Source organism: Streptomyces sp. NPDC087300 (genome assembly GCF_044744425.1).
Lineage (GTDB): Bacteria > Actinomycetota > Actinomycetes > Streptomycetales > Streptomycetaceae > Streptomyces.
The window spans coordinates 29141-49378 of record NZ_JBIUYI010000003.1 but is presented as its reverse complement, the minus strand read 5'-3'; the positions used below and the strand labels follow the sequence as shown (position 1 = coordinate 49378).

Genomic DNA, 20238 nt, shown 5'->3' with positions numbered 1-20238 from the left:
AAACGCCGCACAACACCCAGAAGAATCATGCACTTCGGGAGGTCTGTATGGAAAACGGCGAATCCCTCACAGTGGGTTCCCACGCGCTGGGCACGCGCGACATGCTCGACACGTACGACTTGATCGGAGTCGGGTTCGGGCCGTCCAATCTCTCGCTGGCGACCGCACTGGAGGAGTACGCGGACAGCCACCAGGACGACCCGATCACGGCGACGTTCTTCGAGCGCCAGCACTCGCTGGGCTGGCACCGCGGAATGCTGCTGCCGTCCGCCAAGATGCAGATCTCGTACCTCAAGGATCTGGTCACGTTCCGCAAGCCCACGTCGCGGCTGAGCTTCATCTCGTATCTGCACGCGAAGGACAGGCTCGCGCTCTTCGTGAACAACCAGGACTTCTATCCGACCAGGAAGGAATTCCACGACTACCTGAAATGGGTGGAGTCCCACTTCTCGCGCTGGGTCACCTACAGCTCACAGGTCACCGGCGTCTCCCTGCCGCCCGAAGCGGCGGGGAGCGGCCCGGTCGGCGAGGTGCGGGTGGAGGTCCGCAACCCGTCCTTCCCCGGCGGCGTACGCACCGTCGGCGCCCGCAACCTGGTGGTCTCCACCGGCCTCGCGCCCAAGATGCCGGCCAACGTGACCCGCGGCAGGGCGGTCTGGCACAGCTCGGAGTTCCTGCACCGGTTCGACGAGCGCGACCCGGGATCGCTCCAGCGGGTCGCCGTGGTCGGCGCGGGCCAGAGCGCCGCGGAGATCGTCCGCTTCCTCTACGACAAGCTGCCGCACGCCACGGTCTCCGCGATCATCCCGTCCTACGGCTATTCCGTCGCCGACGACACCCCTTTCGCGAACAAGGTGTTCGACGCCAGCACGGTCGACGAGTTCTACCACGGCTCGCAGAGTGCCAGGGACGCGATCTGGAACTACCACAGGAACACCAATTACGCGGTCGCGGACGGCGATGTCATCCGTGACCTCCATCAACGCGCGTACGCCGACGAATTGACCGGTGACCGTCGGCTGCGGATGGTCAACCTGTCCCGCGTGGAAGGAGTTCAGCAGTCCGGTGACGGCGCCCGCATCACCATCCTGTCGAAGCTGAACGAACAGTCCTATCCGATGGATGTGGATGTGCTCGTGTGCGCCACCGGTTACGATTCGATGGACCCGACGGACCTGCTCGGGGAGTTGGACGCGTACTGCCTGCGCGACGAGCAGGGCCGCTATCGGGTGGAGCGTGACTATCGCATCGTCACGGCCCCCGAGCTCGCCGTCGGAATCTATCTCCAGGGCGGTACGGAACACACGCACGGACTGCCGTCTTCACTCCTTTCGAACATGGCGATCCGCAGCGGCGAGATAACGAATTCACTGGCCGCGGAGACAAAGGTTCCCGCGCGGCCGCGTAAGACCCCTGAATTGCTCACCCACTGAGCAGTCGTCTCACCCACGGAGGAGAAAACACCATGAGCACCAACCCGTTCGACGACAAGGACGCCCAGTTCCACGTGCTCGTCAACGACGAGGGCCAGCACTCCCTGTGGCCCGCGTTCGCCGAGGTCCCGGCCGGCTGGGAGATCGTCTACGGAGCGGACGACCACCAGAAGTGCCTCGACTACGTGGAGCAGAACTGGACCGACATGCGGCCCAGGTCGCTCCGCGAGGCGATGGCCGCCTAGGCGGTACCGCCCCTCAGCACACGGCGCGCCGTGTCCCGCCACCGGGACGCGGCGCGCCGTGCGTGTGCGTGAGTGTGTGCGTGTCCGTGTCCCTGTGCGTGCGGTGTGCGGGCTCCCCTGTCGGACGCACCGACGCCCGCGGCCCCGACGCCGGAGGACGACGTCGGGGCCGCGGGCGTACGCCGGGCGGGAGGGTCAGTGCGCGGCGCCGCGGTCGTAGATGCGGCGGGCCCACAGGTAGCCGACCGCCGTGGCGACCAGGCACCAGCCGATGGCCCAGTAGGCGCTGTCGCCGATCTCGGTGCCCATCAGCAGACCGCGCAGGGTGTCGATGATGGGCGTGAAGGGCTGGTTGTGGGCGAACCAGGCGAGACCGCTCGGCATCGAGTCGGTCGGCACGAAGGCGCTGCTGATGAACGGCAGGAACTGGAGCAGCAGGGTGGAACTGTTCGCCGCCTCGGGGGACTTGGCGAGCAGACCGAAGGCGACCACCAGCCACGTCAGCGCGAAGGTCAGCATGGTGATCACGCCGATCGCCGCCACCCATTCGACGGGCGTCGCGGTCGGCCTGAAGCCCATGAGGAGCGCGGTGACGATGACGACGAGCGTGCTCATCGCGGTGCGCAGCAGGCTGCCGATGACGTGGCCGGTCAGCACGGACCCGCGCGCGATGGCCATCGTGCGGAACCGCGCGATGATGCCCTCGGTCATGTCCATGCACACGGCGACGGCGGTGGTCGCGGAACCGAAGCCGACCGTCATGAGGATGACGGCGGGCGCGACGAAGTCGATGTACTTCGCGTCGCTGCCCAGCGAGTCGGAGAGACCCGCGCCCATCGTGCCGCCGAAGACGTAGATGAAGAGCAGCAGGATGAAGATCGGGACGCACAGTGAGGCGATCATCATCAGCGGGTTGCGGACCATGTGCTTCACATCGCGCCGCAGCATGGTCCGCGAGTCGATCAGGGCGGTGGTGAGAGAGCTCATCGGGCGCTGTCCTTTTCCTTGTGCTGGCCGGTCAGGGCGAAGAAGACGTCGTCGAGGTCCGGGGTGTGCACCGAGAGCCCCTCGGGCGTCACGGACTCGCGCTCCATGCGGTCGAGCAGCCCCTTGAGCGCGGGGACGCTGCCGTCGTGCGCGACCTGGAGGACCATCGCCTCCTCGTCGGGCGAGGCGTCGGGGAAGAGCGCGTACGCCTTCTGGTAGCCGCCGGGATCGGTGAACTGGAGGCGGATGTGCCCGCCGGGGATGAGCCGCTTCAGCTCGTCGGGCGTGCCCTCGGCCACCAGCCGGCCGGAGTTGAGGACCGCGATGCGGTCGGCGAGCAGGTCGGCCTCCTCCAGGTACTGCGTGGTGAGGAAGATCGTCACGCCGCCGCTCACCAGCTCGCGGATGATCTGCCACATGTCGTGCCTGCTGCGCGGGTCGAGGCCCGTCGTCGGCTCGTCGAGGAAGATCAGCCGGGGGTCGCCGACCAGCGTCATCGCCAGGTCCAGCCGGCGGCGCATGCCTCCGGAGTACGTGGACGCGTACCGATTGGCCGCGTCGACCAGTGAGAACTGCTCAAGCAGCTCCGCCACCCTGCGTGGCCCCGCCTTCTTGCCCAGATGGTGCAGATCGCACATCATCGCGAGGTTCTCCTCGCCGGTGAGGAGGTTGTCCACCGCCGAGAACTGCCCGGTCACACCGATCGAGGCACGCACCCCCGCGGCGTCCTTCGCCAGATCGTGGCCGGAGACGCGGACCTGGCCCGCGTCCGGGTCGACCAGGGTCGAGAGGATCTGCACGGTGGTCGTCTTCCCCGCGCCGTTCGGGCCGAGGAGCGAGAAGATCGAACCCTCCGGGATGCGCAGGTCGATCCCGTCGAGCACTTTCTTCTCCCCGTACGCCTTGCGGAGGCCGAGGGCCTCGATGGCGAGCGGGGTGGATGACGCGGAGGCTGTTGTTCCGGATGTTCGGGCCGTGCTGTCGGTCAGGGCTGCGGAAAGGGTGTCGGACATATTTCCTCGATTCTTTTCATTCCGAGGTCCACTCACGGTGAGCGAGTTCCACTTACGGTGTGAGGAGAGGGAATGCGCCAGGGCTGCGGCGGTAAATTGACGCGACGTTGACGCCCCGTCAGAGCGCTTCGGGGGCCCCGGAGTTCGACGGGGGAGACAAGCTCCGGGGCCAGTCTCGAATTCTGCCGTGCGGGCCGTGCGGAGCCAACTCTCCGGGGGTGCGACCAGACCGCGCGAGGGGCTCGAACGGATGGCCGCGTTCCGTGCCAAGTCGCTGGTGAGGGCGGATCGTTGAGGTCCGGGCGTCCCGCTGACGGGACAACCGGTCCGGGGCCTGGCGGGGCCCCGGCGCCCATTGCCAGGCGCTCACGGCAAAGGGATCGTGTGGGACCGACGGGGAATGCGAATGGACGCTCGCTCGATGTGCGGTGCCCGTCGGACCCACGGTTCGAGTCGTAAAAGGAGAGAACCGCATGTTCGTTCCCAGCGATTACCGACAGGCCGATCCCGCGTGGGCGGCAGAGTTGATACGTCGGAATCCTCTCGCGCTCCTGGCCACCAACGGCCCGGAATCCAGGGAGCCGTTCGCCACGCATCTGCCCGTCATTCCTGATCCGGAAATGCCGGCCGACTGGTACGAGAAGGACCTCCAATTCGCCGGAGCGACACTTCTCGGCCATATGAATCGGGCCAATCCGCACTGGAAGGCGCTGGCCGCGGCGAGCGCCGGCACCGAAGGCGTGCGGGCGCTGCTGACCTTCACCGGACCCCACGCGTATGTCTCCCCGACCGTCTACGCGAAGCCCGTCGCCGCGCCCACCTGGAACTTCACCGCCGTCCATGTGCACGGGGTGCTCCGCGGGATCGAGCCGGGGGAGGCCACGCTCGCGGTCGTGCAGCACACCGTGCGCGCCTTCGAGCGGGAGTTCGGCGCCGACTGGGACATGACCACGTCCGTCGACTACTTCCGGCAGATCGTGCCCGGCGTGGGCGCCTTCCGCTTTCATGTCACGGCCGTCGAGGGCATGTTCAAGCTCAGCCAGGAGCAGGCGCCGGAAGTGCGCGAGCGCGTACGCCGCGAGTTCGCCTCCCGCGACTCCCACCTGCACCGGGAGACCGCGCACCTGATGGAGCGCTGGGAGGAGGAGGTGGTGGCCCCGTCGCAGGCATCGCAGGCGTCTCAGCCGTCACGACCGGCGCCCACGCACGCGCCGTCCCCGGCTCCGGTTCCGTCGCCGGTCCAGGGCTGCCCCGTCGCCCACGCCGCCCGCTGACCACCGAGCACGAGAACAGGAGAGAGGAATGATGGCGCCGCGCATCCCCGACTGCCCGCTCGCCCACGCCGTGGCACGCATCGGTGAGTGGTGGACGCTGGAACTGCTGCACGACGCGTGGGAGGGGCACACTCACGCCGCGCATTTCGCGGAGAGCCTGCGGACACCACGCGACGTCCTCGCGGAGCGGCTCGCGACGCTGGTGGCGGGCGGCCTCCTGCGGCGCGTGCCGTGCGCCGCGCCCGGGTGCGACGAGGACGGCACCGGTGCCGACGTCCCGCACGACCGGTACCTGCTCACCGACCGGGGCCGCGGTCTGCGTCCCCTCCTGCTCGCCATGGCCGCCTGGGTGAACCAGGACCTGGCCCCCGAGGAGCGGGGTCTCGTCCTCGTCGACGCGGCGACGAGGCAGGAGGCGGAGCCGGTCCTGGTGGATCGCCGCACCGGCCGCAGGGTGGACACCGCGGCGTACGTCCTCGTGCCGGGCCCGGCGGCGAGCAGGGAGATGCGGGCGCGCTACGAGGTCATCGACTCCCGCAGGGAAGGCCCGCTCCGGGGCGACGCGGGCGGGTAGCGGATGAGCCGGGTAGCGGAGGAGGCGGGTAGCTGGACAGCCAGGTGGCCGGACGGCCGGGCAGGCGCGCCGCGCGGAGCGCTCACGTATGGAGCGCCCCGCCGTCCTCCCCGTGCCCCTCGGGCTCCAGCTGGATCGTGGAGTGCGCCACGTCGAAGTGGTCGCCGACGCACCGTTGCAGCCGCCCGAGCAGCTCGCCGTATCCGCCCGTGAGGGCCGCCTCGGTGACCACCACGTGCACGGTGAGCACCGGCATGCCCGACGTGACGGTCCAGCCGTGCAGATCGTGCACGGCGACGACGCCCGGCTCCTCCAGGAGGTGCCTGCGCACCTCGCCGAGGTCCACGTCCTGCGGCGTCGCTTCCATGAGTACGTGGACGGAGTCCCTGAGCAGCCCGTACGCGCGCGGCACGATGAGCAGGCCGATGACGATGGAGGCGATCGGGTCGGCGGCCTGCCACCCGGTGAGCAGGATGATCAGGCCGCCCACGATCACCGCGACCGAGCCGAGCGCGTCGCCGAGGACCTCCAGGTAGGCGCCGCGCAGGTTGAGGCTCTTGTCCTTGGCGTCCCGCAGCAGCCACAGGCCCACCAGATTGGCGAGCAGCCCGCCCACCGCGACCACGAACATCAGGCCGCCCTTGACCTCCACCGGATCGCTGAAGCGGCCGATCGCCGACCACAGGACCCAGACGAAGATGCCGACGAGCAGCAGCGCGTTCAGTACGGCCGAGAAGATCTCCACCCGGTAGAAGCCGAACGTGCGCCGTGGCGTCGGCGCACGCTGGGCGAGGGTGATGGCGCCGAGCGCGAGGGAGACGCCGACCGCGTCGGTCAGGCTGTGCGCGGCGTCGGCGAGCAGCGCGAGGCTGCCGGAGAGGAGCGCGCCGATCACCTGGATGACGGTGATCGTGCCGCTGATCCCGATGGTCCAGAGCAGGCGGTTGCGGTACGTCCCGCTGAGCGTGCCGCCCGCCGTCGCGGCGGACGGGCCGTGGTCGTGCCCCATGCCCGCGAGTGGATCACGCGGGTGCGGGGCCCGCCACCGCACGTGCCGCCGGTCGGCTCAGTGCACCCGTGGCTGCGAGGAGACGTCGCGCTGGTGCGGGATGCCGAGCGGCGGCGGCAGCTCGCCCTGCTGGACGGTGACGTTGCGCGCGGGGGCGGGCACCCGGATGCCCTCGGCCCGGTAGCGCTGGTGCAGGCGCTTGATGAACTCGTGCTTGATCCGGTACTGGTCGCTGAACTCGCCCACGCCCAGGATCACCGTGAAGCTGATCCGCGAGTCGCCGAAGGTGTGGAAGCGGATGGCCGCCTCGTGGTCGGGCACCGCGCCCGTGATGTCGGTCATCACGGCGTCCACGACCTCGATGGTGACCCGCTCCACGTGCTCCAGGTCGCTCTCGTAGCTGACCCCGACCTGCACCATGATCGACAGCTCCTGCTCGGGGCGGCTGAAGTTGGTCATGTTGGTGCCGGCGAGCTTGGCGTTCGGGATGATCACGAGGTTGTTGGAGAGCTGGCGCACCGTCGTGTTGCGCCAGTTGATGTCGACGACATAGCCTTCCTCGCCGCTGCTGAGCCGTATGTAGTCGCCGGGCTGCACCGTCTTCGCGGCGAGGATGTGCACGCCCGCGAAGAGGTTGGCCAGGGTGTCCTGGAGTGCCAGGGCGACCGCGAGACCGCCCACGCCGAGCGCGGTGAGCAGCGGCGCGATGGAGATGCCGAGCGTCTGCAGGACGACGAGGAAGCCCATCGCGAGCACCACGACGCGGGTGATGTTCACGAAGATGGTGGCCGAGCCCGCCACCCCGGAACGGGACTGAGCCACGCTCCTGACGAGGCCGGTGACGATCCGGGCCGCCGTGAGCGTCGCCGCGAGGATGAGCAGCGCGGTCAGCGTCATCGTGATGTTGCGCCCGGTGCGGTGGGTGAGCGGCAGCGCCTCGGCCGCCGCGGCGAGGCCCGCGGTGATGGCCGCACAGGGCACGAGCGTGCGCAGGGCGTCGACGATGACGTCGTCGCCGCTCCAGCGGGTCCTGCTGGCCCGCTCGCCGAGCCAGCGCAGCGTGGCCCGGAGCAGCAGGCCCGCCGCGAGTCCGGCGAACACGGCGATGCCGGCCACGATCCAGTCGTGCAGGGTGAGCGCGCGGGTCATCGGCGTGCTCCCGTCGTACGCGGCGAAAGCGGCCGGACGCGGCCTATGTGATGTGTCGTCACCTTGTGATACCTGCTCGATTCCGGGAGTGCGGTCACGCCGGAACGGGGACCCGGTCCGGCGCGGACGTCATCCTGCCCCATGCGTCGGCGGCCGTCGCGCGTACCCCCACCTGGATCTTCACAGAGCGGTCACGTATGTCAACCGCCGGGCGGGAGCGTACTGTCGGGCTCCGCGGCCGCCGTGGACGGACCGTCACCCCATGTGGGCGAATTCGCCATCTTCGCCCGCACGCGCACCAGTTGGGCCGTCACGATGAGGAGAGTGACGCAGCCCTCAGATCCTCCGTCCTCCGCCGATGCCCGACAGTCCGATGCCTGTCAGTCCGATGCCTGTCAGTCCGACGCGCGGGAGTCCGACGCCCGCCAACAGGTCGGCTACCGCAGCGACCCGCGCTTCGAGGACATCGCGAACGCCACCTGGTGGCGGATGGCCGGGCGCCTTCCGCGCACGCTCGGCGCCGCGACCCGGCTCGGCTGGGCGGCCGACCGCCCCGCGATGTGCTGGCTCGCGGTCTGCCAACTGGCCGTCGTCGCCGCGTCGGCCGTGGGGCTCGCCGCGCTGCCCGGCGTACTGGCCCAGCTCTTCCAGGGCGGCGAGGTGGGCGAGCGGATCGCGGCGGCCGCGCCGGGGCTCGTCGTGGTCGCCGTCGCCGCGGGGGTGCGGGCGGGGGCCGACGCGGTCGGGGTCTGGGCCGCCGCCAGGCTCGGCCCCGAGGTCGCGTCCGAGGCGGACCTCCAGATCCTCGCGGCCGCCCCACGGGTGGAGTTGGAGGAGTACGACAGGCCGGGCTTCGCCGACCGGCTCCAGGCCGCGGGGCGCGGCGCCGAGGCGACCGAGAACCTCGTCGCCGACGCCCAGGCGATGGTCTCCGCGCTCGGCCAGCTCATCGCCGCGGCCTCGGTCCTCTCGCTGCTCCATCCCGTCCTGCTGCCGTTGCTGGTGCTCGCCGTCCTGCCCAAGGGCGCCGCCGCCGTCACCACCGCGCGCATCCGGCACCGGGCCGACCACCAGAACATCGCGGACAGTCATCTGCGCTATCTGCTGCGCCACTACGCCACCCACCAGCGCACGGCGGCCGAGGTCCGCGCCACCACCATGGCGACGTTCCTGTCCGGCTGGTACGCGGAGATCAGCGGCCGGATCAGGACCACCCACCGCCGCGCCGCCCCGCGCATCCTCGGCGTCACCCTGGTCGGCGCCTGCGTCAGCGGGCTGATGCTCGCCCTGACCTGGGCCGCGCTCGGCTGGCTGGCCGCGAGCGGCCGGATGGACCTCGCGCTCGCCGCCACCGCCGTCGTCGCCGTGCGCACCTCCACGGGCGCGCTGACCTCACTGGTGCTCGCCACCGCCCGCCTCTTCCGCACGAGCCTGTATCTGGAGGACTGGCAGGACTTCCTGCGGCGCGCGCGGGCGCTGCGTGCGGTGCGCGGATCCAGGGAGGTCCCGGACGGCGGCCCCGCCGAGATCCGTGCGGAGCACGTCAGTTACACCTATCCCGGCGCCTCGAAACCCGCGGTCGAGGGGGTCAGCCTCACCCTGCGCCGCGGTGAACTGATCGCCCTGGTGGGGGAGAACGGATCGGGCAAGACCACGCTGTCCGCCCTGCTCACCGGGCTCCGCGTGGCGTCCACCGGGACGGTGGCCTGGGACGGGGTGGACCTGGCGGATGCCGATCCGCACAGCGTGTGGGCGAAGGTCGGCCTGGTGCCGCAGGACTACACCCGCTGGCCGATGGACCTGCGCGCCAACATCCATCTGGGCCAGCCCCGTTCGGAGAGCGACGCGCTGCTCATGGACGCCGCGAGGGCGGCGGGCGCCGACAGCGTCATCGCGCGCGCCCCGCACGGTCTGGACACGCTGGTCGCGGGCTCCCACTGGGGCGGCACCGACCTCTCGGGCGGCCAGTGGCAACGGATCGCGGTCGCGCGGGCCTTCTACCGCGACGCCGCCATGCTGATGCTCGACGAGCCCACGTCGGCGATGGACCCGCGCGCCGAGTACCTGGTGATCCGCCGCTTCAAGGAGCTCGCCGCGGGCCGGACGGCCGTCTTCGTCACGCAGGGCCTGGAGAACGCGCGGATCGCGGACCGCATCGTCGTACTGGACCGGGGGCGGGTCCGCGAAGAGGGCGACTTCCGGACGCTGCTGGCACGCGACGGGCTCTTCGCGGAGCTGTACCGGCTGGCGCGGGACCGGTGACCGATCAGCACGGCCGGTGCCGGTCCCAGTAAGAAGGCGGGCTCAGGGCCGCTTCGCGGGCTGCGGCGGCACCACCATCATGCGGTGGTAGGCCGCCGACTGGTGGGGTTCGCCCACCGGCAGCCCGTCGACCTCCACCCAGGCGTGCGCGCGGAACGGCTCGGTGCGCACCCCGGTGCACCAGTCGGGCCAGACCCCGCGCATCCGGCACAGCAGCGCGGTGGCCACCGAACGCTGCAAGCAGCCCTCCCCGGCGCAGCGCGCGCTCACCGCGACGACGGCCCGGCGCGCGGCGAGCGCCTGTGCGGTGCTCGCGGGGGCGGCCCCGCGCCGGACCACCGTGAGGACGCGGCGCACGCGGCGCGGCTTGAGCAGGACGATCAGCCGGGCGGCCGCCGTGGCGGCGAGCACCGGTGGACGTCGGCGCAGCGGCAGCCGCTCGCGGGACGGGGGCACCATCGGCTGGCTCATGTGGGCACCACCAGTCGGGCCGCGAGGAGCGCGCCGGTGATCGACGCCGTGTCGTCGGCCGCGCGCTCGGGGGTGAGCCGGGGGTGCGCGGCGCGCAGCGCGCGTGCCGCGTCGGGCGGTTCGGCGCCACCGAGCAGGGTGCGGAGCACGAGCGCCGCCGAGCCGTTGAGCTGCCAGTATCTGCCGGTCGCCTCGTCGAGGAGCACCATGCCGTCCGGGGTGTCCGTCGCGCAGACGTCGCGGCGCAGGATGAGGCTCACGGGGCTCCTTCGGTGCTCGCGGTGCTCGGTGGGCGGGTGCTGCCGCGGCCGGCGCGGAGCCAGACCTCGCAGCCCAGGGTGGAGCTGAAGGAGCGCAGCGCCTCGGGGGTCGGATGCACCCCGAGCAGGGCGGCGCGGACCGCCGCGTCGTCGATCAGACCGGCGCGCGCGAGCCACGATCCTTCGAAGAGACCGACCAGCGCGGCACGGTTGTGCCGCAGCCCGGTGTGGAAGTCCGCGCTGTACTCGCCCTTGGTCCGCCTGCCCAGTACGTCGGCGGGCACGATGTCGCGCATCGCCGCCGCCAGCACCGGTTTGTACCTGCCGGGTGTACTGCGCTCGCTGACGCGGATGGCCAGGGCCGCCTCGATCACCGCGTCGTCCAGGTAGGGCCCGGCGTGCGGCAGTCCGCGCGCGGAGGTGACCTGGTCCAGCTGGCGCAGGCCGCGCCCTCCGGTGCGTACGCAGGCGAGCGCCGCGTGCTGGCCGCGCTCGGCCGCGAGGGGCTCGGCGGTGTCGGCGCTCCCCGCGGCCTCGTGGAGCAGGTCCCGCACGGCGTGGACCGCGTCGGGGGTCGCCCACGGGGGAATCCGCAGGTCCACGCCCCACGCGGTCGAGGGGGCGCTCCGGACCAGCGCGGCGGAGGAGGGCGGCGGGTCGGTCAGCCCGTCGGCCCACGCGGTGAGCCACTGGGCGAACGTCCTGCGGTCGGCGAGCTGCCGCACCAGTTGCCCGAGCGGCCAGTGCTGCGCGGCGCGTTGGGTGCGGATGCGGGCGAACGCGGCCGACGGGCTGCGTCGGACGAGGTCGTGCAGATGCGGCGGGAGCGTGCAGAACAGTTCGTCCGCGCCGCCGCCCATCAGGTGCAGGCGCGAGCCGCGGTCGGTCATCAGGGCGGCGAGCGCCGCCATCCTGGCGCCGTCGCGCACCCAGGGGCCCGGCTCATCGGTGGGGACGGCGGGGGCGGTGGCGTCGGTGAGGGCCGGCAGGCCGCTGTACCAGAGCGGCCATCGGTCGCGGGGCGGCGTGACGTGCTCGGCGCCGGGCAGGCGGCTGACGGCGCGCGCGGCCCAGAGCTCGTCGTCGTTGTCCGGATCGAGGCTGCGCCAGCGCATGGTGACCAGGTGGGCGCGGGCGAACGCGGACCGGATGCCGTCCTGCTCCCGCGCCGCCAGGAAGCACAGGCTGGTGGAGTCCATGCCGCCCGACAGGTCCGCGCTCACCGTCCCGCCGCTGGCCGTGCAGCTGCCCACGGCGGCGGTCAGCGCGTCGCGCACCGCGGGGACGCCTTCCCGCCATCCGAGCTCGGGTGTGGGAGGGGTCCACCAGCGGCGGGTGCGGGCCCGTCCTTCCGCGTCGAGCAGCAGGCAGTCGGAGGAGGGCAGGGCGTGCACGCCCTGCCAGACGCAGAGGTCGTCCAGCGGATAGGGGAGGGGAGAGGCCAACAGATGGGCGGCCAGCAGCCGTTCGTCCGGGCCCGCACCGGTCAGGGCGGCGAGCCGGTCGGACCGGTCGGCGGCGACCGTCACACCGGCCACGCGCGTGTGGAAGAGCCGCCGCACCCCGGAGGCGCTGCCCCTGGCGAGGACCGAGCCGTCCGCCGACGCGACGAGGTGGAAGCTGCCGTGCAGCCCCTGGGCGATGCGCCGCACGTCCCCGATGCCGCGCAGCCGCCCCACGCGCGCGGACAGGGTGTCGGCGGTGACGGGACAGCGCCCGATCACCGCAACTCGCCGCGCCCCTGCCGCACCCACCGTCACATGACCGTCCGGCCAACTGCCCAGCAGCCAGGGCCGGCCCGAGTCGTGCGCGATGGAGTCCGTGGTCCAGGGGCGCAGGAGCTGTGCCGCGGCCACGCCGGCTGCGCCGTCCGGGAGGACGGCGAACCACACGTCACCGCTCATGGCATGTCACCTGTCGTAGACGTCATGGAATGTCGTCGAAGTGCGGCGGGGCGGGGTCAGCTGGGGCCGAGGTACCACTCGTAGGGCGGGAACCCGCCTTCGTAGAACGACCCCAGGGCCTCGCCGCGCGTCAGCTCGGCGAAGTCGCCGACCTCCACCATCGCCGGTGGTTCGTAGATCTCCTCGTGCTCCATGGAGAACCTCCCTTTCCTTCCGGTTGTCCTCGGCGCAGGTGCGGATCCGCACCCAGGCGGAAAATGCCCAGGGCATGCCCCCATACGCCCAGCGGGGGTATTTGTCGCCCGAAGGGATGAATAAGGGTGTGTTTCAGAAGGTGCGCCGGGCGTTCGCACCGGCGCTGTCCAAGGACTTCCCCGGCGGCCCGAGTTATGCATGTCTCCTCGACAATTCCGGTGCGTGGCGGGCGAGAAGACCCACTCACCGGGCCAACCAAGCTGCCCTGGCGGCGGATTCGAGGTGCAGCACTGATGCGGAACCGGGCTCGCGGCCACGATCTGCTCGCGCTGCGGCGGCTCAACACCACCGTCGTGCTGCGCGCGCTGCACCGCCGCAGCCCCCGCACCCTCGCCGAACTCGCCGCCGAAACCGGCCTGTCCAGGCCGACCGTGGAGGCCGCCGTCGAGGAACTCGCCGGGCGGGGCCTCGTCGGGGAGGCCACCGAGGGGCCCGGCGAACGCCCGCCCGGACGCCCCGCGCGACGGTTCCGCTTCCGTACCGAGGCCGGGCAGGTGCTCGGCGTCGACATAGGGCTCCACAAGATGGTGCTGCTCCTCGCCGACCTCGGCGGCACCGTCCTCGCCCACGAACACCGGTCCATCGACCCGGAGTTGAGCGGAAGCGCCCGCCTGGAGCTGCTGCGCGACGGCATGGAGGCCTTCCTCGACGCCCACGCGCCGCGCGGCGACGAGGTCCTCGCCCGCTGCGTGGGCGTGCCCGGCATGGTGGACGCCTCCGGGGTCATCACCTCCGTCGTGATCCCCGAGTGGTCGGGCGTCGACCTCGCGCGGCTGCTCCCCGAAGACGGCCACGGCACGGGCCGCACCGTGATCGAGAACGACGTCAACCTCGCGGTGCTCGCCGAACGCTGGCAGGGCGCCGCCACCCTCGTCGGCGACGTCGTCTGCGTGCTCACCGGACACCGCGTCTCCTGCGGCCTCACCATCGACGGACGGCTGCACCGGGGCAGGCGCGGCGGCGCGGGCGAGCTCGGCATGCTGCCGCTGCTCGGCATGAGCGGCGCCCAGGAAGCCCTGCGCTGGCCCGACGTGCGGCCCACCGGCGAGTCCGAGGTGGCGGCGCTGGCCCGCGCCGCCGACGCCGCGGACCCGCGCGCCCTGGCCGCCGTCGCCGACTTCGCGGACCGCATCGCCCCGGGCATCGCGGCGATCTCCCTCGCCGTCGACCCGGAACTGATCGTGCTGACCGGCGGCGCCACCCCCGTCGGCCGGCATCTGGTGCCGCTGCTGGCGGACCGGCTGCGCCCCATGACCCTGCACGTCCCGCGCATCGCCCTGAGTCCGCTCGGCGAGCGCGGAGTGGCCATCGGCGCCGTACGCAAGGCGCTCGACCAGGTGGAGGTGGAACTGCTCTCGGACATGGCGTCGTAGCGCCGCCCCCGGGCGGGGGTGCTCCGCGGTGACGCCCGACGACTGCACAGGAGGCGAAGGCGCGCATGCGCAGAAGGACTCTGCTCGGCGGGGCGTTGGCGGCCCCTTTGCTCGCCGCCTGCTCCGGCGGGGGCGACGGCACGGAGGGCGGGGGCGGCACCACCCTCACCTACGGAATGTGGGACCCGGCGCAGGTGCCGGGCATGCAGAAGATCATCGCCGCGTTCCGCAAGGAGCATCCGCGAATAGCCGTGCGGATCGAGCTCACGCCCTGGGCGACGTACTGGACCACCCTGAAGACGTCGATGAGGGGCGGCACCGCGCCCGACGTGTTCTGGATGAACGCCGTCAACTTCCAGCTGTACGCGGCCAACGGCGTCCTCGAACCGCTCTCCGGGCACATCAGGAGCGACCGGACGCCCGTCGACCGCCACCCCGACGCGCTGGTGAAGCTCTACGCGTACGACGGCACGCAGTACGGGCTGCCGAAGGACTTCGACACCATCGGCCTCTGGTACAACAAGGCGCTCTTCGACAAGGCGGGCATCACCTACCCCGACGAGAGCTGGACCTGGGACGACGTGCGCGACGCCGCCGCCGAACTCACCGACCCGAAGAAGCGCGTGCACGGATTCGCCGCCGAGATGGACCGGCAGGGGAAGATCTATCCCGCGGTCTGCGGGGCGGACGGATACATCCTCAGGGACGGTCGTTCCGGATTCGGCGACGAACGGTCCATCGAGGGCCTGCGCTTCCTGACCGACATGGTCGACCGGGGCTGGTCCCCGCCGCAGAGCGCGATGGTCGAGTCCGTCGGACGCGTGCGCTACTGGTCAGAGAAGGTCGCCATGAACTACGACCTCTCCGCGATGGCAGGGCAGATGTACGCCGTGCCCGCGCTCAAGGACCACGGCGGCGTCGCCGTCCTGCCCAAGGGGCGCCGCAGGGCCACCATCATCCACGGCCTGGCGAACGTCATCTCGGCCAAGAGCCGCAAGAAGGCGGCCGCCTGGCAGTTCGTGCACTTCATGGCGGGCAGGGAAGCGGCCGAGATCCAGGCAAGGGAGGGCGTCACCATCTCCTCGTACGCGGGGACGCAGGACGCCTGGCTCAAGTCGATGCCCGAATTCGACCTGAAGCACTTCATCGAGATGCAGACGTACGCCGTCCCGTACCCGAGTTCCGAGAACACCGCCGTCTGGGAGAACCTCCAATACCCGATCCTCGGCGCCGCGTTCAGCGGCAAGGGCGGCATCGAGAGCGCCGCCCGCAGGCTCGGCGGACAGATGGACCGGGCCCTGAAGGAGGAGAGCGGCGCATGAGTGTCTTTCCCGCCACGGCGGCCGCGAAGGCGAAGGAGCGGCGAGCCTCGGCCGCCGCACCGCGACCGGGCTCCCGCAACCAGCGCGCCGCCTACTGGTTCATCGCGCCGCTCGGCATCGGCTTCGCGCTCTTCTACTTCTGGCCGCTGCTCCAGACGTTCTACTTCAGCTTCACCGAATTCGGCGCGTTCGGCGGCCACACGTTCATCGGCACCGACAACTACGCCCGGGTGATCCAGGACGTCACCGTCTGGCAGGCGCTGGTCAATACGCTGATCTACAGCGTCATCGGGCTCACCGCGCTGCCGATCGCCATCGTCGTCGCGTCCCTCCTGAACCGGCGCGGACTGCGCGGCGTGTCCGTCTACCGCGCCCTGTACTTCGTGCCGTTCGTGACGCTGCCCGTCGCCGTAGGGCTGGTCTGGAACTGGCTCTACAACGGCGACTTCGGGCTCCTCAACGAAGTGCTCGGCTGGTTCGGCATCGACCGCCACTACTGGGTCTCCGACCCCTCCACCGCCGTCTACGCGATCGGCACGGTGATGGTCTGGTCGACCACCGGCTACTACTTGATCATCTTCATGGCGGGCATCAAGGGCATTCCAAAGGACTATTACGAGGCCGCGGAGCTCGACGGGGCGGGCGCGCTGCGCCGGTTCTTCACGATCACGCTGCCGCTGCTCAGCCCGACCCTCTTCTTCGCCTCCATCATCTGCATGATCAATTCACTGCAGACCTTCGACCTGATCTACATCATGATGGGCGAGAAGAATCCCGCGATCGGCGATACGCAGTCCGTCGTCGGCCTCTTCTACAAATGGGCGTTCATCGAGAACGCGCAGGGCGCGGCCGCCGCCCTCGCCTTCCTGCTCATGGTGGTCATCGCCGCTCTCACGTATCTGCAGTTCCGGCTCCAGAAGAGGTGGGTGCACTATGCCTGACACCCCAGAGCGCACAAGGACCGAAAGCTCGAAGAGGCGCCTGAACGCGGGATCCGTCGCCACCCACGCCGTGCTCTCGCTCGGCGCGCTCGTGATGGTCTTTCCTTTCCTGTGGCAGCTGCTCACCGCGCTCAAGACCCTCGCGGAGACCTCACAGGTGCCGCCCACGTTCCTGCCCGACGACTGGAACTGGAAGAGTTTCGACAGCGTCTTCACCGGGCTGCCTTTCCGGGAGATGCTCACCAACAGCGTCATCAACACGCTGGGCCGCACCCTGGGACAGCTGGTGTTCTGCTCCCTGGCCGCCTATGCCTTCGCACGCATGCAATTCCGGGGCCGCAACGTCCTGTTCGCGCTCTTCCTCTCCGTCCTGATGGTGCCGAGTTCGCTGCTCGTGCTGCCGCAGTACGACATCATCCAGCGCTTCGGGCTGCTCAACTCGGCGCCCGCGCTGTTCCTGCCCGGCATGTTCAGCGCGTTCGGCACCTTCATGCTGCGGCAGTTCTTCCTCACCCTGCCCAAGGAACTGGAGGAGGCGGCCCGCATCGACGGCGCGGGACCCTTCCGGATCTTCTGGTCCGTCATGCTGCCGCTGATCAGGCCCGCCCTTGCCGCCCTCGCCGTCATCACCGCCATGTGGTCGTGGAACGACCTGCTGTGGCCACTGGTCGTCAACACCGACCCGCAGAAGATGCCGATCAGCGCGGGACTCACCTCCCTGGAGGGACAGTTCGAGACCAACTACCCGGTGATGATGGCCGGTTCCCTCATCGCGAGCCTGCCCATGCTGGTCGTCTACCTCTTCCTCCAACGGCACTTCGTCCAGAGCGTCGCCCTGTCCGGCTCCAAGAGCTGAGCCGTCCCCCAAGGAAAGGCAGCACTCTTCATGCCACCGCTCCACATCGGCCTGCTCGGCGCGGGCGGCATCGCCCGCGCCCATCTGCCCGGCTGGCTCGCGCTCGGCGCCCGCGTCAGCGTGTACACCGTCGACGGCTCGGCCGAGAAGCTCACCGCCGAGTACGCGGGTCGCGGCCACGACGTCCGCACCGCCGCGAGTCTCGACGACCTGCTCGCCACCGCCACGGCCGTCGACATCTGCACCCCCACCCCCACCCACAAGGAACTCGCCCTCGCCGCCGTCGCCGCGGGCCGGCACGTCGTGTGCGAGAAGCCGCTCGCGCTGACCGCGCGCGACGCCGGGCAGATCGCGGCGGCCGCCGAGACGGCGGGCGTCCGGCTCCACCCGGCCCACGTGGTGCGCTACTTCCCCGCGTACGCGGCGCTGCGCGCGGCCGTCGACCGCGGCGACCTCGGCGCACTCGCCGTGCTGCGCTTCACGCGCGGCGGGGCGCGGCCACGATGGGCGCCGTGGTTCGGTGACCCCGCCCAGTCCGGCGGCGTCATCATGGACCTGATGGTCCACGACATCGACATCGCCCGCTGGCTCGCGGGCGACGTGGTCCGCGTGCACGCCCGCACACGCGGCGTCGAGCACGCCACCGGCACCCCGGCCGAGGTCGTCAGCGCGACCGCCGTGCTCACCCACGCGTCCGGCGCCGTCAGCCACATCAGCGGCCTGTGGGGCCTGCCCGACCAGCAATTCCGTACGACGTTCCGGGTCGCGGGCACGGACGGACTGCTGCACCACGACTCCACCGCCGTACCCGGCTTCCGGATCACCGCACAAGGCGTACGGGCCGCGAACGAAGGCATCCCGTCCAGCCCCCTGACCGAGAGCCCCTACCTGGCCGAACTCCGCGAGTTCGCCGCGTCCTGGCAGCCGGGCGGGCCCGAGCCGCGGGTGAGCGCGCACGACGGCGTCGAGGCGGTACGGATCGCCGAGGCCGCCGTGGAGTCCAGCCGCACCGGCCGCGTCGTGGAACTCCCACGACCCGCGGGGACGGCCCCGACCAAGCAGACCGATCCGACCGATCCTGCCGAGGAGGCAGCGCGATGAAGGTCGCCGTCCTGTCGTTCGCCCACGTCCACGCGGCCGGCTATCTGCGGCTGCTCGCGCGCATGCCGGGGGTCGAGGTGCTCGGCAGTGACCCGGACACGGATCTCGCGGCGCCCGGCGAGGTCCGCGGCCGCCCCCTCGCCGACGAGCTGGGAGTGCCGTACGCCGCCACCTACGAGGAGGTCTTCGCCTGGCACCCGGACGCGGTGATCGTCTGCTCCGAGAACGCCCGGCACCGCCCGCTGGTCGAACTGGCCGCCGCGCACGGCGTGGACGTCCTGTGCGAGAAGCCGCTCGCCGCGTCCGTCGAGGACGGCGAGGCGATGGTCGCGGCCTGCCGGGCCGCGGGGGTGCGGCTCGCGGTCGCCTTCCCGGTCCGCTTCAGCCCCGCGTACGCCGCGGTCAAGGCGGCGGTCGACTCGGGGGACGCGGGACAGGTCCTCACCGTGTCGGGGGCCAACAACGGCTCCATGCCGACCCGTTCGCGCCGCTGGTTCGCCGAGCCCCAACTCTCCGGCGGGGGCGCCCTGATGGACCACACCGTGCACATCGCCGACCTGCTCGACGACCTCTTCGGCGACGCGCGGCCCGTCGAGGTGTACGCGCAGACCAACAACCTGCTGTACGCCGACGAGGTCGACGTCGAGACCAGCGGCCTGGTCAGCGTCACCTACTCCAACGGGGCCGTCGCCACCATCGACTGCAGCTGGTCCCATCCGCGCTCCCACCACTCCTGGGGCGGCCTGGAACTCACGGTCGTCGGCGAGCGGGCCACCCTGGAGATGGACGCGTTCGACCAGAAGGTGCACGGATTCAGCGAACGCCGGGGCCAGGGAGTGGAGTTGCCGTTCGGCGTCGACCTGGACGAGCGGATGCTGAACGCCTTCCTGTACGGCCCCGGCGAGGACGGCATGGACGTCGCCGACGGCGAGGGTGGGCTGCGGACCCTGCGCGTGGTGGCGGCCGGTTACGCGTCGGCGCGCGACGGTGCGCCGGTGCCGGTCGGCTGACCCGTCAGGGCCGTCCGGCCTGGCCCGTCTCCCAGACCCATGCGGCGATCTCCACGCGATTGCGGACGGCCAGCTTCGTCTGGATGCTCGCCAGGTGGGTCTTGACGGTCGCCACGGCGATCCACAGCTCCTCGGCGATCTCCTGATTGGTGCGGCCCCGCGCGACGCGCCTCGCCACGTCGAGCTCGCGCTCCGAGAGGACCTCGGGCGCGGGCCCGGCGGCCGCCGCGCCGCACCCCGGGCCGTGCCGGTCCGCCATGCGCTCCAGGAGCCGCAGCGTCACGGCGGGGGACACCAGCGCGTCGCCCTTCGCGGCGGCGCGCACCGCCTCCACGAGCAGTCCTGGCCCGGCGTCCTTGAGCAGGAAGCCGACCGCGCCATTGCGCAGCGCCTCGTCCAGGTAGTCGTCCTGGTCGAAGGTGGTGACGACCACGACGTGCAGCGGCTCCGCGACGCCGGGACCGGCGAGCAGCCGGGTCACCTCCAGACCGTTCAGCTTCGGCATCCGGACGTCGACGAGACACACGTCGGGCCGCAACCGCCGCGCGAGCGCCACACATTCGGCCCCGTCACCGGCCTCACCGACCACCTCGATCCCCGGCTGCGCGGAGAGGATCAGCCGGAACCCGGTCCGCACCATCTCCTGGTCGTCGGCGATGAGGACGCGCACGGAGCGTGCGGGATGGTGGTTCTGCGGCATTTCTTCCACGAGGAGAAGACTAGGACGGCCCGGGGCGTGCCTGCGCGCACGGCCCCTGACGAGGCACTTCCACGCGCCCCGTGATCACCACCGAGCGCC

Annotated in this window: 20 protein-coding genes; 11 read left to right on the top strand and 9 right to left on the bottom strand. The window is 71.2% G+C overall.

The features are described 5' to 3' along the window. Positions 1–47 precede the first annotated feature (47 nt). On the top strand, positions 48–1433 hold the full coding sequence (locus tag ACIO9J_RS11220; RefSeq protein WP_401996110.1) for a lysine N(6)-hydroxylase/L-ornithine N(5)-oxygenase family protein: 1386 nt from the start codon (positions 48–50) through the stop codon (positions 1431–1433). A 32-nt stretch (positions 1434–1465) separates the two neighbouring features. Then, positions 1466–1678: an MbtH family protein gene (locus tag ACIO9J_RS11215; RefSeq protein WP_401996107.1), complete on the top strand. Its 213-nt coding sequence runs from the start codon at positions 1466–1468 to the stop codon at positions 1676–1678. A gap of 195 nt (positions 1679–1873) precedes the next feature. Here the strand turns inward: ACIO9J_RS11215 and ACIO9J_RS11210 are convergent, their stop codons facing one another. Continuing rightward, a complete protein-coding gene (locus ACIO9J_RS11210; protein ID WP_401996104.1) occupies positions 1874–2665 on the bottom strand; it encodes an ABC transporter permease in 792 nt (263 codons plus the stop codon). Then, positions 2662–3678 (bottom strand): ATP-binding cassette domain-containing protein, encoded by a 1017-nt coding sequence (locus ACIO9J_RS11205; RefSeq protein ID WP_401996101.1) that lies wholly within the window; start codon positions 3676–3678, stop codon positions 2662–2664. The genes ACIO9J_RS11210 and ACIO9J_RS11205 overlap by 4 nt, the downstream gene beginning before the upstream one ends. 473 nt (positions 3679–4151) lie before the next feature. On the opposite strand from ACIO9J_RS11205, the gene ACIO9J_RS11200 reads away from it, so the two are divergent. Next, the gene (locus ACIO9J_RS11200) at positions 4152–4952 is read left to right on the top strand and encodes an FMN-binding negative transcriptional regulator (RefSeq protein ID WP_401996098.1); all 801 of its coding nucleotides are present in this window, start codon (positions 4152–4154) and stop codon (positions 4950–4952) included. 28 nt (positions 4953–4980) lie between these two features. Further along, positions 4981–5526: a winged helix-turn-helix transcriptional regulator gene (locus ACIO9J_RS11195; protein WP_401996095.1), complete on the top strand. Its 546-nt coding sequence runs from the start codon at positions 4981–4983 to the stop codon at positions 5524–5526. An 82-nt stretch (positions 5527–5608) separates the two neighbouring features. On the opposite strand, the gene ACIO9J_RS11190 is transcribed toward ACIO9J_RS11195, so the two are convergent. Then, positions 5609–6535, bottom strand: coding sequence for a cation diffusion facilitator family transporter (locus tag ACIO9J_RS11190; RefSeq protein ID WP_401996092.1), 927 nt, complete (start codon positions 6533–6535; stop codon positions 5609–5611). Between the two features lie 57 nt (positions 6536–6592). Next, the gene (locus ACIO9J_RS11185; RefSeq protein WP_401996089.1) at positions 6593–7684 is read right to left on the bottom strand and encodes a mechanosensitive ion channel family protein; all 1092 of its coding nucleotides are present in this window, start codon (positions 7682–7684) and stop codon (positions 6593–6595) included. Positions 7685–8008: 324 nt separating this feature from the next. Here ACIO9J_RS11185 and ACIO9J_RS11180 point away from each other — a divergent pair, with 324 nt between their 5' ends. Next, the gene (locus ACIO9J_RS11180; RefSeq protein ID WP_401996086.1) at positions 8009–9946 is read left to right on the top strand and encodes an ABC transporter ATP-binding protein; all 1938 of its coding nucleotides are present in this window, start codon (positions 8009–8011) and stop codon (positions 9944–9946) included. 42 nt (positions 9947–9988) lie between these two features. On the opposite strand, the gene ACIO9J_RS11175 is transcribed toward ACIO9J_RS11180, so the two are convergent. The 4 genes from ACIO9J_RS11175 to ACIO9J_RS11160 are packed head-to-tail and all read right to left on the bottom strand — an operon-like array spanning position 9989 to position 12775. Beyond that, positions 9989–10417, bottom strand: a complete 429-nt coding sequence (locus ACIO9J_RS11175; RefSeq protein ID WP_401996083.1) for a lasso peptide biosynthesis B2 protein — start codon at positions 10415–10417, stop codon at positions 9989–9991. Further along, the gene (locus ACIO9J_RS11170; RefSeq protein ID WP_401996080.1) at positions 10414–10677 is read right to left on the bottom strand and encodes a lasso peptide biosynthesis PqqD family chaperone; all 264 of its coding nucleotides are present in this window, start codon (positions 10675–10677) and stop codon (positions 10414–10416) included. Before ACIO9J_RS11170 ends, ACIO9J_RS11175 begins: the two co-directional genes overlap by 4 nt. Continuing rightward, a complete protein-coding gene (locus ACIO9J_RS11165) occupies positions 10674–12581 on the bottom strand; it encodes an asparagine synthase-related protein (RefSeq protein WP_401996077.1) in 1908 nt (635 codons plus the stop codon). The genes ACIO9J_RS11170 and ACIO9J_RS11165 overlap by 4 nt, the downstream gene beginning before the upstream one ends. A gap of 56 nt (positions 12582–12637) precedes the next feature. Beyond that, positions 12638–12775, bottom strand: coding sequence for a lasso RiPP family leader peptide-containing protein (locus tag ACIO9J_RS11160; RefSeq protein WP_401996074.1), 138 nt, complete (start codon positions 12773–12775; stop codon positions 12638–12640). Between the two features lie 294 nt (positions 12776–13069). Here ACIO9J_RS11160 and ACIO9J_RS11155 point away from each other — a divergent pair, with 294 nt between their 5' ends. The 6 genes from ACIO9J_RS11155 to ACIO9J_RS11130 all read left to right on the top strand — a co-directional run bounded on the left by ACIO9J_RS11155 (position 13070) and on the right by ACIO9J_RS11130 (position 19439). Then, positions 13070–14209: an ROK family protein gene (locus tag ACIO9J_RS11155; protein WP_401996071.1), complete on the top strand. Its 1140-nt coding sequence runs from the start codon at positions 13070–13072 to the stop codon at positions 14207–14209. A 65-nt stretch (positions 14210–14274) separates the two neighbouring features. Continuing rightward, positions 14275–15531 (top strand): ABC transporter substrate-binding protein, encoded by a 1257-nt coding sequence (locus ACIO9J_RS11150; protein ID WP_401996068.1) that lies wholly within the window; start codon positions 14275–14277, stop codon positions 15529–15531. Beyond that, positions 15528–16472, top strand: a complete 945-nt coding sequence (locus ACIO9J_RS11145) for a carbohydrate ABC transporter permease (RefSeq protein WP_401996065.1) — start codon at positions 15528–15530, stop codon at positions 16470–16472. The genes ACIO9J_RS11150 and ACIO9J_RS11145 overlap by 4 nt, the downstream gene beginning before the upstream one ends. Further along, complete coding sequence (locus ACIO9J_RS11140; protein WP_401996062.1) at positions 16465–17328, top strand: carbohydrate ABC transporter permease; 864 nt, start codon at positions 16465–16467, stop codon at positions 17326–17328. Before ACIO9J_RS11145 ends, ACIO9J_RS11140 begins: the two co-directional genes overlap by 8 nt. 30 nt (positions 17329–17358) lie before the next feature. Continuing rightward, the gene (locus ACIO9J_RS11135; protein WP_401996059.1) at positions 17359–18429 is read left to right on the top strand and encodes a Gfo/Idh/MocA family protein; all 1071 of its coding nucleotides are present in this window, start codon (positions 17359–17361) and stop codon (positions 18427–18429) included. Next, positions 18426–19439: a Gfo/Idh/MocA family protein gene (locus tag ACIO9J_RS11130; protein ID WP_401996056.1), complete on the top strand. Its 1014-nt coding sequence runs from the start codon at positions 18426–18428 to the stop codon at positions 19437–19439. Before ACIO9J_RS11135 ends, ACIO9J_RS11130 begins: the two co-directional genes overlap by 4 nt. A gap of 4 nt (positions 19440–19443) precedes the next feature. On the opposite strand, the gene ACIO9J_RS11125 is transcribed toward ACIO9J_RS11130, so the two are convergent. Next, complete coding sequence (locus tag ACIO9J_RS11125) at positions 19444–20139, bottom strand: response regulator (RefSeq protein ID WP_401998483.1); 696 nt, start codon at positions 20137–20139, stop codon at positions 19444–19446. Positions 20140–20238: the final 99 nt, after the last annotated feature.

Excerpts from the sequence above, each read along its gene's own strand:
- ACIO9J_RS11125 (WP_401998483.1), bottom strand. The coding sequence starts at position 20,139 with ATGCCGCAGAACCACCATCCCGCACGCTCCGTGCGCGTCCTCATCGCC.
- ACIO9J_RS11135 (WP_401996059.1), top strand. The coding sequence starts at position 17,359 with ATGCCACCGCTCCACATCGGCCTGCTCGGCGCGGGCGGCATCGCCCGC.
- ACIO9J_RS11130 (WP_401996056.1), top strand. The coding sequence starts at position 18,426 with ATGAAGGTCGCCGTCCTGTCGTTCGCCCACGTCCACGCGGCCGGCTAT.
- ACIO9J_RS11140 (WP_401996062.1), top strand. The coding sequence starts at position 16,465 with ATGCCTGACACCCCAGAGCGCACAAGGACCGAAAGCTCGAAGAGGCGC.
- ACIO9J_RS11215 (WP_401996107.1), top strand. The coding sequence starts at position 1,466 with ATGAGCACCAACCCGTTCGACGACAAGGACGCCCAGTTCCACGTGCTC.
- ACIO9J_RS11175 (WP_401996083.1), bottom strand. The coding sequence starts at position 10,417 with ATGAGCCAGCCGATGGTGCCCCCGTCCCGCGAGCGGCTGCCGCTGCGC.
- ACIO9J_RS11200 (WP_401996098.1), top strand. The coding sequence starts at position 4,152 with ATGTTCGTTCCCAGCGATTACCGACAGGCCGATCCCGCGTGGGCGGCA.
- ACIO9J_RS11160 (WP_401996074.1), bottom strand. The coding sequence starts at position 12,775 with ATGGAGCACGAGGAGATCTACGAACCACCGGCGATGGTGGAGGTCGGC.
- ACIO9J_RS11210 (WP_401996104.1), bottom strand. The coding sequence starts at position 2,665 with ATGAGCTCTCTCACCACCGCCCTGATCGACTCGCGGACCATGCTGCGG.
- ACIO9J_RS11145 (WP_401996065.1), top strand. The coding sequence starts at position 15,528 with ATGAGTGTCTTTCCCGCCACGGCGGCCGCGAAGGCGAAGGAGCGGCGA.
- ACIO9J_RS11220 (WP_401996110.1), top strand. The coding sequence starts at position 48 with ATGGAAAACGGCGAATCCCTCACAGTGGGTTCCCACGCGCTGGGCACG.
- ACIO9J_RS11155 (WP_401996071.1), top strand. The coding sequence starts at position 13,070 with ATGCGGAACCGGGCTCGCGGCCACGATCTGCTCGCGCTGCGGCGGCTC.
- ACIO9J_RS11205 (WP_401996101.1), bottom strand. The coding sequence starts at position 3,678 with ATGTCCGACACCCTTTCCGCAGCCCTGACCGACAGCACGGCCCGAACA.
- ACIO9J_RS11185 (WP_401996089.1), bottom strand. The coding sequence starts at position 7,684 with ATGACCCGCGCGCTCACCCTGCACGACTGGATCGTGGCCGGCATCGCC.
- ACIO9J_RS11195 (WP_401996095.1), top strand. The coding sequence starts at position 4,981 with ATGATGGCGCCGCGCATCCCCGACTGCCCGCTCGCCCACGCCGTGGCA.
- ACIO9J_RS11150 (WP_401996068.1), top strand. The coding sequence starts at position 14,275 with ATGCGCAGAAGGACTCTGCTCGGCGGGGCGTTGGCGGCCCCTTTGCTC.
- ACIO9J_RS11165 (WP_401996077.1), bottom strand. The coding sequence starts at position 12,581 with ATGAGCGGTGACGTGTGGTTCGCCGTCCTCCCGGACGGCGCAGCCGGC.
- ACIO9J_RS11190 (WP_401996092.1), bottom strand. The coding sequence starts at position 6,535 with ATGGGGCACGACCACGGCCCGTCCGCCGCGACGGCGGGCGGCACGCTC.